Source organism: Spirosoma pomorum, from assembly GCF_054776615.1.
Map to the genome: position 1 here is coordinate 36,406 of NZ_BAAHBP010000004.1, position 16,869 is coordinate 53,274.

General features: G+C 54.7%; 8 protein-coding genes. 4 read left to right on the plus strand and 4 right to left on the minus strand.

Annotation, left to right across the window (positions count from 1 at the left end; translation table 11 throughout):
* Positions 1 to 38: 38 nt before the first annotated feature.
* The 3 genes from ACYVAD_RS09145 to ACYVAD_RS09155 form a co-directional block, all read right to left on the minus strand.
* Positions 39 to 944 carry an NAD-dependent epimerase/dehydratase family protein gene (locus tag ACYVAD_RS09145; RefSeq protein WP_461139204.1) on the minus strand — a complete coding sequence of 302 codons (906 nt, stop codon included), beginning with the start codon at positions 942 to 944 and terminating at the stop codon, positions 39 to 41.
* Positions 945 to 1,147: 203 nt separating this feature from the next.
* Complete coding sequence (locus ACYVAD_RS09150) at positions 1,148 to 2,149, minus strand: SDR family oxidoreductase (protein ID WP_461139197.1); 1,002 nt, start codon at positions 2,147 to 2,149, stop codon at positions 1,148 to 1,150.
* 978 nt (positions 2,150 to 3,127) lie between these two features.
* Complete coding sequence (locus ACYVAD_RS09155) at positions 3,128 to 3,484, minus strand: winged helix-turn-helix transcriptional regulator (protein WP_461139198.1); 357 nt, start codon at positions 3,482 to 3,484, stop codon at positions 3,128 to 3,130.
* 167 nt (positions 3,485 to 3,651) lie between these two features.
* Here ACYVAD_RS09155 and ACYVAD_RS09160 point away from each other — a divergent pair, with 167 nt between their 5' ends.
* A complete protein-coding gene (locus ACYVAD_RS09160) occupies positions 3,652 to 4,527 on the plus strand; it encodes a pirin family protein (RefSeq protein ID WP_461139199.1) in 876 nt (291 codons plus the stop codon).
* A 344-nt stretch (positions 4,528 to 4,871) separates the two neighbouring features.
* Here ACYVAD_RS09160 and ACYVAD_RS09165 read toward each other — a convergent pair whose 3' ends face one another.
* Positions 4,872 to 9,038: a hybrid sensor histidine kinase/response regulator transcription factor gene (locus ACYVAD_RS09165; protein ID WP_461139200.1), complete on the minus strand. Its 4,167-nt coding sequence runs from the start codon at positions 9,036 to 9,038 to the stop codon at positions 4,872 to 4,874.
* Positions 9,039 to 9,461: 423 nt separating this feature from the next.
* On the opposite strand from ACYVAD_RS09165, the gene ACYVAD_RS09170 reads away from it, so the two are divergent.
* From ACYVAD_RS09170 to ACYVAD_RS09180, 3 genes are all read left to right on the plus strand, one after another.
* Positions 9,462 to 10,040, plus strand: a complete 579-nt coding sequence (locus ACYVAD_RS09170; protein ID WP_461139201.1) for an RNA polymerase sigma factor — start codon at positions 9,462 to 9,464, stop codon at positions 10,038 to 10,040.
* Positions 10,041 to 10,512: 472 nt separating this feature from the next.
* A complete protein-coding gene (locus ACYVAD_RS09175) occupies positions 10,513 to 11,154 on the plus strand; it encodes a hypothetical protein (RefSeq protein WP_461139202.1) in 642 nt (213 codons plus the stop codon).
* 20 nt (positions 11,155 to 11,174) lie between these two features.
* A complete protein-coding gene (locus tag ACYVAD_RS09180) occupies positions 11,175 to 16,244 on the plus strand; it encodes a beta strand repeat-containing protein (protein WP_461139203.1) in 5,070 nt (1,689 codons plus the stop codon).
* The last annotated feature ends 625 nt before the right edge of the window (positions 16,245 to 16,869 follow it).

A 16,869-nucleotide genomic window follows, 5' to 3' on the forward strand; every position in this document is an offset into this window, starting at 1 on the left:
AACCGGGGGCTTAGCCGTCGACACCGGGTAGGGTTGCCTCACGACTCGCCTTTTACGTACTTCCGCCAGTTGTGTTGCTCTTGGAAGCCCAGTACCTCCCGGATTTTGCGATTGGAAAATAGCGCTTCGTGCTCTCCCAATTCGCGAACAACGGGCACCCCCGGGAAGAATCGGTTGGCCAGTTCCTGACTAGGGATAATGGCTCCATTGTGATCATTGCCCGCATTGAAGACCTGGTACCCAAGACCATCTTTTTGCAGACACAAATCCACAATCTGGCCCAGATCACGCGCATCAATGTAGCAGAATGCATTCCGGCGTCGCACGTCAGGATTGGCAAAATAATGAGGAAAAAGCTCGGTGTATTCGTGGGGCTCGATCACATTACCGATACGCAGTGCATAGATATCAACCCCTGACCGTCGCTGAAAGCTGCGCGCTGTTTTCTCGTTGGCCACCTTGGATAAGCCGTAGCTATCCATGGGATCAACGTCGTAGTCTTCCTCGAGCGGCAACACGTGCGGGTTGGTCTGGCCATCCGAAAAACAAATGCCGTACGTGGTTTCCGAGGACGCAATAATAATCTTGTTGATGCCCAGTTTCACGGCCGCTTCAATGACATTATAGGTCCCTATCGTGTTAACCCGAAACGTTTCATTGTCGGGTTTAAGCAGAATCCTGGGTACGGCCGCGAAATGGACGACTGCATCAAATTTGGGTACACCACGGCCGGCTTCCAGGTCGTCTAAGCTGGCATACGAAGTCATGGCGTTGAACACCTGCCCCGAATCCGTAACATCGGCGATTAGGTTATCAACTCCCGGATGCGTCAACGGGGTCAGGTCGACGTTCAGCACGGTATGGCCCTGGTCGAGCAGGTAAGGAACCACGTGCTTTCCGGCTTTTCCCGATCCCCCGGTAAACAATATTCGTTTTTTAGTCATGTGCATGGAATTACAGTACGATGTGCCGCTCCAGCCCGCTGGAAGTCGGCTACCTACTTGAACACGTTTTCGTGGTTGTAGGTCTGCTGGTTATGGAGGGATTTTTTTACACTAGTCAACCCGCCTTCTCGGGCTTATGGTTGATTGGATCGTGTTAAACAAGCCAACGTGCCATGGCCCGTCTAACACGATCTGGTATAAGCTTAAGGCTGTCCTTTACCGCCAGCCGCTCCATAAACCTGCCCCGTCGCGTAACTGGCATCACTGGCCGCTAATTGGACATAAATCGACGCTAACTCGGCTGGCTGACCAGGCCGGCCCAGTGGCGTATCCCCACCAAAGCTTTTCAGCTTTTCGGCGGTTGCTCCACCGCTTGGCTGCAATGGTGTCCAGATAGGGCCCGGCGCTACGCCATTTACTCGAATCCCCTTGGGACCAAGTTGCTTAGCCAACGACTTGACAAAATTCATCGTAGCGGCCTTTGTCTGGGCGTAGTCGTAGAGATTGGCCGAGGGATCATAGGCCTGCTCGGAGGTCGTACCAATAATGGCTGAGCCAGCGGGCATATGCGGCAGGGCTGCTCTGATAATCCAGAATGGGGCGTAAATATTGGTTTTTATGGTGGCGTCAAAATCTTCCGAGGTGATGTCTAAAATTGATTCACGAGCTTGCTGGCGGGCTGCATTACTGACTAGAATGTCCAGACCACCCAAGCCCTTCACCGCTTCGTCGACCAGCCGTTTGCAGAACGCTTCGTCACGAAGGTCACCGGGGATCGCTATGGCTTTTCGCCCTTCTTTTTTGATCAGATCAATCACTTCTTTAGCATCCGCTTCTTCCGCGGGCAGGTAATTGATCGCTACGTCTGCTCCTTCGCGCGCATAAGCAATAGCCGCTGCCCGGCCCATGCCCGAATCACCACCCGTTATTAAGGCTTTGCGACCGACCAATCGGCCTGAGCCTTTGTAGCTGGTCTCCCCATGATCGGGCCGAGGGTTCATTTTACTAGCTAGGCCTGGCCAGGGCTGCATAGGGGTATTAAAAGGAGGTTTGGGATAGTTCTTGGTCGGGTCGACCAGAGCTGGCGGAGCGATGGCCGTGTCCGAGTTTGGGGTTGCCAATATGGGGGTTGCCATCATCGAAGCGGCTAAACCACTACCAATTCCGCCAATGACTTGGCGTCTGCTCAATTGATTGTCATTCATCAGAAAGTATTGTTGAGTCTGTTAATTAATAGATTCTATAGTCTAGATAGAATCTATTAATTAACAGCCGGTGCCACGCTAAGGTTACGTTTCTTGGCTTATAGTTGCTGACTGGGACGTCTCTGCTTGGTTACCTTTACGCTATAGGCTAGAATTCGTCTACCAAAAGAAAAAAGATTGATGTACGCTTCCGGGGAATACCGGCGGTTCGGGCCCAACGTATTGTTTTCGCAGGAGTTAATCGATGAGTGCAAGAGCGGTCCGATAAACTGTCAACCGATGACTTTCGTCCCGCGCCAGAATTTTATCGATGTAATTGACTAGGATACTGACGGATCAAGTAAATACGCACGGGGAGCCGGATCCTCTTTGGGTGACCGGTACAGGACGATTTTACTACTACTAATCGTGCCACCGGTTAGTGAGTCCAACAATGAGCGTACTAACTCCCCTGGACTAAATCGACCGGAGTCGAACATGGTCTGTCACTGCAGGTGTTGCATGATCCATTTTTATCGCCCTTATAACCAGAATCACTGGTCCCCGTGCGGTTGCCCCCGAACGCGGTCAAATAGCCATTGAATCGATTAGTTGTCGTGGTACGGACAAGACTTCTAAAGGCTTAAATGTATAATCCATTTCGCGCTAGGCTACAAGATCCTTTCTGAAGGTAGTTGCTCGTCTTCAAGCTATGGCCTGACAGGGAGTGTACTAAACGTTCCCACCTTGGCCCCAGTTAAGTCAAGTTGACTCAAGGGTATATTGGTTAGCGTTAGATATGGCTTCGCGGTACTCCAAGCGGTTCTTTACAAAAAAATGTCAGCCGTAGAATTAGCAAATATCTACTAATATTGATGCTTTACTGGAAATAGCCTGACCTCGTTATTGAATAATATTCAGTCGCCCAAGCATGTCTGAAAACGGGCGTTTTTTGAGCTGGTCACGCTAAACGATAGTAAGTCAACTATTTTCATTCGTTTACTTGTCGTCTGAGATCATCTTTTTCCGGTGCAGCTCTCCCCAATTGCGCAAGGAGTCGATCACGTCATGTAGCGTTTGACTATGAGCGGTCAACGTGTAGGTCACCCTGGCAGGATACGTATCATATAGATGGCGCTTAACCAAGCCGTTCAACTCCAGATCCCGTAATTCTTTAGAGAGCATCCGATCCGTAATTCCGTGAACCTCTTTGGCAATTTCGCCAAACCGCTTCTCCCCGAAGGTGAGGGCTACGATAATAGGTAGCTTCCACTTCCCATTTAAAACATCCAGGGCATCCCGTACGGGGCGCAACGTACGGCTACATTCCTCAGGCACTAAGTTGGTTGGTTCCATACATTATCGGTTTATAATGATCAGATAACTGGTCTTATTGGGTTCGTCGCTATACCAGAGTATAGTACTATACTCCAGTATACTACTTACTAAAGTATAGCAAATATAGTAAATTTGCAGAAGAAAAGGGAACACAATCAGCACCCTTTTATAAATCAGATAATGGTATGAGCATTCAACGAAATCTTGCCAACATATACACACCCCAGGCTCAGCAGGGATTTTTAGGTGCGGGGCATCTGGCTAGTCCTCTGATTCAGGTTGACTTTTCAGAGAGCGATCCGTTTATCGCATTAATGGATGATCGGCTCGAAAAACGGGATGAGCAACCCGTCGGTGGGCCACATCCCCACGCCGGTTTTGAAACAGTTTCCTTATTGCTGGAAGGCGAAATGGGCGACAAGGCTTACCGCCTGGGTGGGGGCGATTTACAACTAATGACGGCCGGCAGTGGGGTGATTCATACTGAAACCATTGAGCGTCAAACGACGATGCGACTCTTGCAGTTATGGTTGACGTTGCCCAAGAAGGACCGATGGGCTACACCACGGGTGCAGGATATCCCCTTGGATCGTGTGCCCAACGTCACGCTGGATGGGTCAGTGGACATCAAGGTATACAGTGGCTCGTTGGCGGGTGTAACTTCGCCCGTTCAGAATTATACGCCCCTGATTCTGGCTGATATCCGGTTGGCCCCCCATGCATCGACTGTACAATACATCCCGGCGCTTTACACCGCCTTTTTATACGGAATTGAGGGGAGTGTGGAAGTTGGAAACGCGAAGAAACGCTTAACGCAGGATCAAGTGGGCTGGCTGGACCGATTCGCGGATGATGGGTTAAGCGAACTGAGCTTAACGGCTGGAGAAACGGGCGGTCGCGTCATTCTTTACGCCGGTGAACGTCAGGGGGACGAAATCGTATCCCATGGACCCTTCATTGGCAATACACAGGAGGACATTCGTCAGCTTTACCAGGATTTTAGACAGGGTAAGCTGCACCATATTGACACCCTGCCGAAAGAGCAACGAATTATGTACTAATCAGTGATGTGCTGACTGAAAGTCCTCACAGGGGGGTATAAATTAGAAATGACGGTTTCAAATTTATACCCCCCTGTTATTTGATTTCTTATGAAATCCCCCTAACTGAGACGAATATAATCTCATGTAGATTACTCCAATACCGGTCTGTTTTTGAGGCATGTACTAGGTGTATGATCGTAGAATATTACATTGTATTACCACAAAAAATTTAGTACAAAATCCCTTCGAAAAGTACTATGTGGCTCTTATAAATACGGTAATATACGCCGGTTTTTGTACGAATAGGCCGTTCAACCCTAGTCCTGCACAAAATAGGCTGTAACGGGGAAGAAACAAATTCGTTACGCCAGCTCCCGGAAGCTACTCGGAGAGATGCCTTTTTCTTCCGAAAAGACCCGGCTGAAATACCGGGGATTCTCGAAGCCGACTGCATAGGCTACCTCGGCTACGCTCAATGAGGAGTTTTTCAGCAGCGCTTCGGCTTTTTGCAGGCGAAGCGCGCGCAGGTATGGGATGATTGACATGCCCGTTAGTGCCAGTGTCTTACGGTAGAGCGAATTCCGGCTCATCCCCATCAACTGACAGATCTGCTCGGTATCCAGCTCGACATGGTCCAGGTGCTGTTCCAGGGTGCTACGCAGTTTGGTGATGAACTGATCTTCCAGTGCATCGGCGTCCGCAAGCGGAGCCGGATCGGGCTGTACGTTACCCAGCGCCCGCTGACTGTAATAGCGCTGTAGCCGCCGTTGGGCCTGTAGCAGATTGCCCAGCACAAGGAGTAACTCTTCCCGCTGGAACGGCTTGACTAGATACGCATCGCCCCCCCGCCGTAAGCCCGTAAGCCGGTCGTCTGTTGCCGCACGGGCGGTGAGTAGCACGATGGGGACGTGGCTGGTGCGTTCGTCGCTCTTTAACGTAGCACAGAGTTCAAAATCGTCCTTGAGCGGCATCATTACGTCGCTGATGATCAGGTCGGGTATTCTCTCCAGGGCCAGCTCAATGCCGGCCTGCCCGTTTGGTGCCCAAAGGACGTTGTAATCAGCTTGAATACAGGAAACAATGTAACGGGCCACGTCGTCATTGTCTTCCACCAGCAGTAGCAGGGGCTGATCAGAGGCCTTCTCTGGCTCGGCTTCGATCCCGTCGTCCCGCCAGACCGGGTCCCGCCAGACCGATGCGGGTAGTATGGGGGAGGGCAACACATCGTTGGCAAGGGGGGCCTGCCGCGTCAGGGGCAGAAGGACGACAAACTCAGCACCTAGTTTGGAGGAACCCAGCCAGGATTCTTCCTGAATAAGGCCCTCTGGAAGGAATCGGTTACGAACCGCCAGGCCACCCTGCATCAGGCTAGCTAATTCCCGCACCATCGAGAGACCAATGCCGGTCCCGCCATGGGCGGATTCGGCTACCTCAAGGCCAACCTGAGGTGGCCCGTCCAGTCCAGGCCCCGCCTGATAAAAGCGGTCAAAGATTCTGGGTAGGCTGGCCGGATCAATGCCAGGGCCAGTATCGCTGACGGTGATCTGAATCCACGGGGCATTCAGATGCTGGGTTGGCGTAAGTGCCTCGTGGTAACCCACTGGCGTAAGTGGTTGCCAGCGAGTCTGAATAGTCACCTCACACCGTACCTCCCCCCCCGACGGGGTGAAATGGAGGGCGTTTGCTAACAGGTTGGCGACAATGTCCTGTAACTTGTCGGGATTAAAGTCAACGTCACCAATTTCCTGCTCACCGTCTACGATCAGGCGTATCCGCTTCGCCTGGGCCAGCCAATGAAACGATTCCCCCACGAAGCGGATAACGCGCATCAGGTCCGTTCGCACCAGGGTAAGCGGCATCTGACCGGCCTCCAGCCGGGAGAGATCCAGAATCTGATTGATCAGCCGCAGCAGATTGCGGCCATTACGTTCAATAAGGACGGACGATTGACGTAGCTGAGGGGTGGGCTGCTGGTGGAGGTTGTCAGCCATACCCAGAATTACCGTTAGGGGCGTGCGGAACTCATGGGAGATATTAGCAAAAAAACGGGATTTGGTTTCGTCGAGCTGTTGCAGATCCTGCGCCTGCCGGGCAATGGTTCGGGTGGCCTCATCGATCTGGGTTTGTAGCCGGATTTGCGCCCGCTGGTATTGCCGGTCCCGCCACCGACCCCAGGCCCAGACTAAGCCCAGCAATAACAACACGAGGGCAACAGCAAACCAGGGCCGCAGGTAGAATGGGCGCAGTACGTGTACCTCAATGGAAAGCATAGCCGACGACAGGCGGCCGTCGGCGGCCTGTCCCCGAATCAGTAGTTGATGGTCGCCATAGGGTAGGTTGCCCAGCCGCAACGAGGATTCTTTCTGGTAGTGCCAGCCAGCATCAACGCCCTTGAACTGGTAGGCGTACGTATTTTTCCGGGCATCGGTGTAGTTGAGCAGCGCAAAGTTGAGGATACTGCTCCGGTCATTAGGTTGCAGCGTGATCTGATTATTTCTGAGCAGTTCCGCGGTCTTATCGACTAGTTTGTTACGTTCCGTGTCGAACTGACGGAAGGAAACCACGCGCAGAGGCAGGTCGGGCAGGAGCGGTTCGGCGTCGAAATCACGCGGGTTGAAGGCTGTTATCCCGTTCAGACCACCGAAATAAATCCGCCCCTGTGCATTCTGATAGTGGGCGATACGGTTGAACTCGTTGTAGGTGATGCCATCCTGCACCGTATAGGTCCGGGTGGTGAGCCGGGCCGGATCAAACTGCATGATACCATTGTCGCTGCTGAGCCAGAGGTGGCTCCGGTGGTCGGCATACACCGCGTAAATGTTATCGTTGTTTAGCCCGTCGGCCCGTCTGAACTGCCGATAGAGGCCCTGGGCACGGTCCCAGCGAATCAGCCCGGCATTGGCCGTCGCCAGCCAGAACAGCCCCTGCGGGTCCTGGTAAAAATGCTGGTAGCTGTCGGCTGGTAACCGGAAGCCCCCCCGGCCACTCCGCCAGTAGCGGGCCGTAACGCCCTTTTTGGGGTCGACCGTGTACAGCCCCGTTGTGGCACACAGCCAGATCGTGCCTTGCCGGTCGGTGCCAATGTGCAGGACTTGGGCCTGGGCTAGTTCGGGAAACTGGTTATAGCCCCGGAAGTTAGTAACCTGGCTTGTGACCGGATCGACCAGCCACAAACCGGGATCGCCACCGGCCAACAGCCGGCGGGGACTGGTCGAAAAGAGATGAATGTTCCAGATGGTTCCCGGGCCGGGTATGGGGGTTACGTTGGTTCTGGCGGTTTTGTAGTCGTAGGTTACCAGTGTATATTCTTCGCCCAGATATAATTTACTTCCCACCTTACCGCTCAGACTTCTGAATGACCGTCGATCCGGAAATGCCTGGCGGACCGATGCTCCCGAAAGACTGCTGGCGAATAGTCCCATGTCATTCTCCAGATTGGTATAGAGTGTATCACCCACGGCGGTAATACCCCGAACGGCGGGTTGTTTCCCGATGCCGGCCAGGTAGAACAAACGCTGGAAATAGTTCTGGCTAATCCGGGTCTGGTAGAGGCCAAAACTGGTGCCCAGCCAGAAACTTCCATTTTTGTCGCGAAAAAAGCTTCGGTTGTCGACAGAACCACTGGGTAGTTTGTTGCTGATGTCAACAACTGGCTGATTGACCGCATCACGCAACTGGTAGCCATTCCAGACCAATCCGCTCCGGTCAAAGGCATAGACGGTTCGCTGTTGTAGTTTCGACGAATTGATCAGCTGAATGGGTTGCTCCTGCCGCCGACCCGACTGATCGATTTTAAACAGGTTGCTCAAGTAAGGGCGCTTCGGGTCTGTTGACGTCGTGTAAAAAAATTCCGTATCCGCATGGCGCTGCCCGAAACAGGTATGGATATTGCCTGTGTGGTCGTAGCTACGTAGCGCGCGCCCATCCAGAGTGAGTTCCACCAGTTGCTTCCCGTTCGCAATAACCCAAACGGTATTTCGCTGTGTAAAGGCCACCAGTGTCAGTGTCGTGTACTGAGGTAAGGATACCGTCTTCAGACCCGACCGGGGATGGTAGGTGTTTAGTCGGGCCGGCTGATAATCGACGAAGGCGACTGTCCCTTCCTGATTATTCAGCAGCGTCTGCTGCGGAAGTGCCGCGGGACTGTTGGGTCGGGGCTGTTTGAAGCGCTTCTCAAAAGAAGTAGCCACACCCGTTACCGGATCGAAGAGGGTAATAGCGGCTTTACCATCGGGACCCATGAGCCACAGCAGTCCGTCGGCATCCTGAGCAATGGAACGAATGTCGTCAAAGTCGAGCCCGTTTTTTTCCCGGGTGTAGGTGGTGAACGTTGCCCCATCGAAGCGGTTGAGCCCAAACTTGGTGCCGAACCACATGAAGTCCCGGCGGTCCTGGAAAATAGCATTCACTTCGCGGTGCGCCAGGCCGTTTTCAGGTCCATATTGCTGAACGGAGGCTGCAAAGTGCTGCGCTGCGGCCAATGAGCAGCAACCAAGCAGGAGGGCTAGAATCAAGCTGACCGCTTTCAAATTATGCTGTATTTACTACCTGATTCCGGGTATGAGGTAACAAATGTAAGTAGATATCCCATTCGGATATGCATACTAGACGGACATTCGTTGAGTGATCTCGCGACGCCCAATGCCGGGTTATTTAAGTAAGTATACTAAGTAATTCTACTAGTAGCTTCTTTATGCTGTTCGTCAAAAACTAAACCAAACAGGTTATTTTTTGCCTTGCCCAGGTTTGATGAGCAAAATGTGTACCTATTTGGGCGAAATCTGCACATCCGTCTGAGGGCCCTGGGCTAAACTTGCCCCACGCATTAAGGAGTGAAGAAACCACTCTTTATTCCCTATAAAGAATAGCTTAATCAGACAAGCAGGCCTCACTACTACCAGGTTCATTGGAGGTAGTTCCTGCTGGTAGGCCGACTAGCGTAGACAACAACGATGAAAAAACACAGCCCAGCCGACGAGCAACTCGTCTACGCGTTCCAGACGACCCCCTCACCCCGAAGCTTTGATACACTCTACCAGCGCTACCTGGAAAAGGTGTACCGAACCTGTCTGTCCTTTACCAACGATACCCAGACCGCCCAGGATTACGCCCAGGATATTTTCCTGAAAGTGTTCCGTAAGCTGGACACCTTTGAACACCAATCCAGCTTTTCAACCGCCCGGCGGCCCGGTTGGCTCTACGCCATTGCCCACAACCACTGCCTGGGGCAGTATCGACGCCACAGTCGATTACCGCCTACCGAGCCCTTAGCGCCAGCCCATGTTCAGACGATCGTCGGTAATCATTCTTTCATGGACGATGCAAACGAGGATCGACTCCGGCTGCTGGAACGGCAACTGGCCCAACTACCCCCACTGGACAGGGACTTGTTACGACTCAAGTACGAGCAGGGATTATCGATTGCCGACCTTAGCCAACGCTATCAGCTCTCGGAAGGCGCCGTCAAGATGCGCTTAAAACGATCCCGGGATCGGTTGCGAAGTCTCTGTACGGGGGAGGGGGATGAGTAACCGAGCCGGTTGCCATTTCCCCCGGTTCATACGAAATTATGCCTGTCTCCTGTGTTTGCTGTCGCATCGGGTGCGAACAGGACCGGGCTAGAAAAGCCACGATAAATTGTCTGTGATCCTGCGAAGTTCGAGAATAGCCCATTTTCGAACTTTTTGTTTGCTTCCTGGCTGGTAGTGAGCAAAATGTGCACCTATTTGGGTGAAATATGCACATCCGTCTGGTACCTATGCGATAAACTTGCGCAGGCATTGGCCACCGGAAAAATATCTGATTCCGAATGATTGTCCTCTGTCTTCTGTCTTCGGTTTCTTTCCGCTTTCGAGTCTACCCAACCCACTCATGTACGTCTTCCTTTTCACACCAACTGGTCTGTCTCCGCCTAGGTGGAGTAGTCGCGGGGCAGGGTAATGCATCAGTTCCAGCAACGACGCCCGTTGCTGCTGTTCGTTCGCAACCAACTATTTTTTTTATATGACGTATTCTTTACCTTCTTTTTCCCGGTTTGACCTACAGGCGCTCAGCCTGCTCATGCTACTACTAAGCAGTAGTCTACTGGCCCAGGCCCAATCGAACGAGATCCCAGCCATCCGCTATGGGCGCAACGATGAAGTCAATGCCAACCCAGCTAGAGCCACCACCGGGGCGCAAACCGGACAGCCCGGCGTTCCGGAGATGAGTCTACCACCAATGGATCACCAGCCCCTGCCAGTTCCAGCATCAGCTCGATCAGCCCGGTTAATGGCCCCGGCTGCGTCTACCATCCGGTACGTCAAAGCGGGCGCTACGGGTACGGGCGCGACCTGGAGCAATGCCTCGGGTGATTTGCAGGCCATGATCAACGCGTCAGCATCAGGCGATCAGGTTTGGATGGCGGGGGGCACCTACAAACCCAGCACCAGCGGGCTGACCGACGCCCGAAGCGCTACCTTTAGAGCGAAAGCGGGAGTGACTATTTTGGGTGGCTTTACAGGGGCGGCAGGCACCGAAGGCAACGCTAGTGCCCGTACGACCACCCCGTCGTCCACGACACTATCAGGCGACCTAGGTACCATCGGCGACCAGGCCGACAACGCCACCATGTCGTCTACGTCGGCCTTAATGCAGGTGAAGTAGCGCTACTCGATGGCCTGTGTGTGACGGCAGGTAATGCCAACGGCAGTACTGGTACAGACAAACGGGGCGGTGGTCTATTCATCAGTGGTAACGTGTCGCTGGCCAATTGCCTGGTCACGGGCAATACCTGCATTGATCTGGGCGGTGGCATCTATATGCAGAGCGCCACCAGCGGGAGTTGGGAAAACTGTCAGATTACGAACAATAGCGCGCCCCAGGGCAATGGCTCCGGAGGAGGGGCGACTTTACTGCAATGCTCCAACTACCAGTTGCGCAACTGCCAGTTTACGGCCAACCAGGTAAACTTTCAAGGCGGTGGCCTCTATATAAGTGGATCAACCCCAATCCAGCTAGTGAGTTGCGTCTTTGATCAGAACGCGGCCACTGCCTTTGGCGGGTTCGGGGGCGGACTACACATCACTGGTAATAGTAATGCGACGATTGTCAACAGCTTCATCACGCGTAACAGAGGTAACTACGGGGGTGGTTTGATAACCAACACCGGGTCGATAGCCACGTGCATCAATACAACCATTAGTTCGAACACGTCGGGCGTAGCGGGAGGGGCCGTGTACTCCCTGAATGATGGCAGGATTAACCTGACCAATTGCGTCTTATGGGGTAATGACGGACAGAATGTTGTGGCTGGATTTAATAACTATTTTAGTTACACGTTGACGCCACCCGTTCCTTTCAACTACAACGACCAGGGCGGTAACATCATCGCCACGTTTGATCCCTTTGAGAGTAGCACCGGCCCGGCCCTCAAGGCCTGCGCGCCCGCCATCGATGCGGGCAGTGATGCAGCCAATACCACTACTACCGATCTGCTGGGCAATGCCCGCAAGGTGCGTACCATCGATATGGGGGCCGCTGAATTTAGGGGAACGCCCTACTCCCTGTCCGTGACGGCTCAGGCTACGCCCTCGGTGGTTTGCGTAGGCGTCAGTACGAGTCTGCAAGCCACTCCTAGCGGATCACCCAATACGCCATACAGCTATACTTGGGTTGCTCCAGCGGGGGCCACGCTAAGCAGTACCAGCGATAATCCGGTTTTGGCCAAGCCTACCAGCGCGGGAACACCTAGCTTCAGGATCAGTGTAACCGATAAGCTGGGCTGCCTGGCCACCGCCAGTGTAAGCGTCACTGCGAATGCAGTACCAACTCAATACAACGTTACCGGCGGGGGCAGCTACTGTGCAGGGGGTAATGGAGTGGAGGTGGGCCTATCCGGTTCTCAGACGGGGGTTACCTATCAGCTACAACGCGACGGTAACGCCGTGGGCAGTCCCGTCGCAGGTACGGGTGGGGCGCTCAGCTTCGGCAGCCAGACCACGGCCGGTCGCTACACCGTGCAGGCCACTAATGCCAGCACGACCTGTCAACAGGTCATGACCGGCTCCGCCACCGTAACGCCAAACCCGCTACCGACTCGGTTCAGTGTCACTGGCGGAGGTAGCTATTGCGCAGCGGGTAGTGGTGTGGTGGTTGGCCTGTCCGGTTCGCAAACCGGCGTGAGCTATCAACTTCGGCGTGATGGCAATGCCGTGGGTAACACGGTAGCCGGCACCGGTAGTGCGCTCAGCTTCGGTAACCAGACGGTAGCGGGCACCTACACCGTACAAGCGACCAACACCGGCACGACCTGTCAGCAAACCATGAGTGATTCGGCCAGCGTAACGGTGAACAATCTGCCCACACCGGGCCTGACTAACAACGGTCCCCTGAGCTGCACGATGACGACCGTCACCCTGACGGCTACGGGGGCGGCCGGCGTCCCGGGCAACTCCTACACCTTTACCGACGGTAATGGCCAAGTGCTAACGGGGGCTGGAGATACCCGCTCGGTGAGCAGTCCAGGCGTCTACGCCGTACGGGTTGCCAATGAGGCTGGCTGCATCAGCACCACGACCACCAGCGTGACCAGTAATACGGTTGTCGTGACGGCTACGCTATCAGCCAGCCCCTCGACCACGCTCACCTGTAGCCAGCCCACCCTGACGCTGACGGCCTCGGGCGGGGATACGTATCGCTTCAGTTCCAATGTGGCATCCCAGAGTGGCAACCAGGCTACGATGGCTCAGGCCGGGGTGTACTCGGTGACGACAACCAGCACCGCCACGGGCTGTTTTGGCACCGCCAGTATTACCATCAGCCAGGATAACGCGGCTCCTTTGGTAAGCCTGGTCAGTAGTGGGTCTTTACGTTGTGACGTGACCAGCGCGACGCTGACGGCCAGCCCAGGGGGGCAATCGTACCGTTTCAGTGACGGGGTCACCCCGATTGGTACCACCAACCAGGCTACGGTCACGACGGCGGGCATCTATTCGGTAACCGTAAGCTACGCCAATGGCTGCTCGTCCGTGGCCAGCACCACCGTAACAGCGGATCAGACGCCCCCTACGGTATCGATTACGCCAACCAGTGGTACGCTGACCTGTACCAGCCCCACGCTTATCCTGACGGCCAACACCAGTGCCCCAACCCTACAATGGAGCAACGGGCAAACGACGCCTAGCATCGCCGTGAACGCTTCGGGCACCTACTCGGTGACGGTGGTGGGCGCTAACGGCTGCAGCAGCGTGGCTAGTACCACAGTGGTGGGCGATCAGAGTGTACCGGTAGCAGGCTTGACCAACGACGGCCCTTTGTCGTGTACAAAGACCAGTGTGCTCTTAACGGCTAGTGGCAGCGGCACCTACCAGTTCAGCCAAGGGGCGACGCCGATCAGCGGTGGTCCAACAGCAACAGTAACCACGGCTGGCGTGTACAGTGTGACGGTAGTGGGCGCCAATGGTTGTTCCTCGATTGCTTCGACCACAGTGGTAGGTGATCAGAGCGTGCCGATGGCAGGCTTGACCAATGACGGTCCTTTGACCTGCACTAAGACCAGCGTTCTGCTGACGGCTAGTGGCAGCGGTACTTACCAGTTCAGTTCGGGAGCTACCCCCATCAACGGTGGCTCCACGGCTAGTGTAATAACCGCCGGGGTATACTCGGTAACGGTGGTGGGCAGCAATGGCTGCACCAGTATTGCCTCCACTACAGTTGTGAGTGATAAGGCTTCCCCCTTGTTGACCATCACCCCTAGCAGCGCTACACTAACCTGCGTTAGTCCAATGGCAAGTTTGACCGCAATGGGCACAGGGACGGTGCGCTGGAGCACGGGCTCAACCGATCAGGCCATCACGGTCAGCAGTGCGGGTATCTATAGTGTTACGTTGACGGCTCCTAGCGGTTGTACCACCTCAGCTAGCGTGAACGTCACCGCTGATCAAACCGCGCCGTCGCTGGCCATCAGCCCAAACAGTGCCACGCTAACCTGCGCGATTCCAACGACGAGTCTGACGGCGGTGGGCACCGGCACGGTACGTTGGAGCACGGGCTCAACGGATCAAGTTATCACCGTCAGCAGCGCGGGTGTGTACAGCGTGACCTTGACAGGCCCCAGCGGCTGCACTAGCTCGGCCAGTGTAATAGTCACCATCGATCAGAGCGTGGTAGGCCTGAGTCTGACCAACGACGGTCCGTTGTCATGCACCAAGACGAGCGTTCTCTTAACCGCTAATGGTGGGGGTGGCAGCTATCAGTTCAGTGCGGGGGCAACCCCCATCAACGGCGGCCCTACGGCCAGGGTGAGCAGTGCCGGTGTGTACAGTGTGACGGTGACGAGTAGCAATGGGTGTAGCAGCGTAGCCAGCACTACGGTGGTGAGCGATCAGATCGTGCCGGTGGCAGGGCTGATCAATGACGGCCCTTTGTCCTGCACTAAGACTAGCGTAACGCTCACCGCTTCGGGCGTGGGTACGTATCGCTTCAGCGCGGGGGCGACACTCATCAACGGCGGTAACTCGGCCACGGTTGCTTCTGCGGGTGTGTACAGTGTAACGGTGGTGGGCGCTAATGGCTGCTCCAGCATGGCCTCCACCACCGTGGGGCAGACCACCTGCGATTTTGCCCTGACAGGAGCCACTTCGGTGAGCTGTCAACTGGTTGACCCGGTCAGGGGCGAACACCGTGTCGTCTTCACGCCCCAGTACCGGGGGCTTAACGCCCAACCCCTCGCCTTCTCGATTGTCAACGAGCTGGCAGCCACCACAGCACCCGGTCCCTACACGCTGCGCTTGTACAGTGATAACCCGGTGATCACGTTGGTGGCCCAGCAGGGCGGGGTCACCAGCACCTTCGCCTACAACTGGCTGGCTTCTTGTGGGGGCTCGGTGGAACCACCGACCAACACGTCCCCCACGGTGGTAAATGTGATCCCGGCTCAAACAGCGAGTGTGGGTCAGCCTTTCAGCTATGTCATTCCAGGGGGTACCTTTTCGGATGCCCAGACACCCACCCAGCTGGTGTTAAGTGTGACAGGTCTGCCGGCGGGCTTGCGCTTTACGGCTCCGGCCACCATCAGTGGGGTGGCCACGGTGACGGGGGTGAGCACGGTGCAGGTAACGGCCACTGATCCGGGTAGTTTGTCGGCTGGCACCAGCTTCCAGCTGACGGTGAGTGGTAGTGTCGTGAGTCCGCCCGCGGGCTTTGCCATCAGCGGGGTGACGACGGTGTCGTGCGTGGTGGTGGATGCGGCCCGAGGTCAGCGGCAGGTGACGTTCATTCCCCAGTACAGTGGGCTGAGCGGCCAACCCGTTAGCTTCAGTGTGGTAAATGAGTTGGTAAGTACTCAAGCGCCTGGCCCTTATAGTCTGCGTTTGTACAGCGACAACCCGGTGATCACGCTGGTGGCCCAGCAGGGCGGGGTAAGCAATACGTTCAGCTACAACTGGCTCTCGGCTTGCGGCTCGAGTCAGGGCCGGGTTGGCGTGCCGGTGGAGTCGACGCTACAAGTAAAAGTATTGGGTAACCCTATGGATGGGGATGAGTTGGTAGTGGAAGTCAGCGGTGCGGCTGGTCAATCTTTAAGTATGGGAGTATTTGACGAGCGGGGCTACCCGGCTGCCAAACCCGTTGACGTGGCTGCTGCCCAATCCGTGGAGCGGGTGGTACTCCGGGTGGGCGGGGCCAGTGGGGCATATTTGCTGCGCGTGAGCACACCCACCCAAAACCAGACCGTCAAGGTGCTCAAGGCTCAGTAAGCGGATAAAGTAAATCTGACAATATGCTGTTATTAAGCCCCGTTTCTGGCACGACCAGGACGGGGCTTAATGTTTAGAGTGGAGTCGTAAGCGTTTTCAAACCAAGGCTACTAGGGGGTCGTGTACGAATCTGATGGGTTGCTGTAGTAGATTCTTGGTAGAGTGAGATTGGGTACCCAGGTCGCTGGGTCGTTGAGGACAGAGTGGCGGTTGTCAGGATTGCAGAACTGTCATACTCTTGGTTGGCTACTGTCAAAAAAACGCTTCCTATGGGACAAAGGATCAATAGTCTGCCTACTTTGTCTCACGGGGAAGCATTCTAATGATAATTAATTATTTGCAGTTTGTTATAGGACCGAAGCTTTACAGACAGATAGATAGTGAAGACATATCTGAAGAGAAGAACCTAGTACCTTCGTAAAAAGGTAGAGTGTATTTAAATGAAAACCGTTAGGATCATATGGGGACTGGGGACACTTTCAGGAGGTGATGTCTTTTTCAAACTCTTGAAATCTAAAACCGTATTAGAGGATCCGCAGGACTTCCACTTTCTCTTTAGAGCGTGTTGGGAAATTGAAAAGTACTGGTAGTGGAGTCAACTTTGTATCGACCAAGATGCAATGTA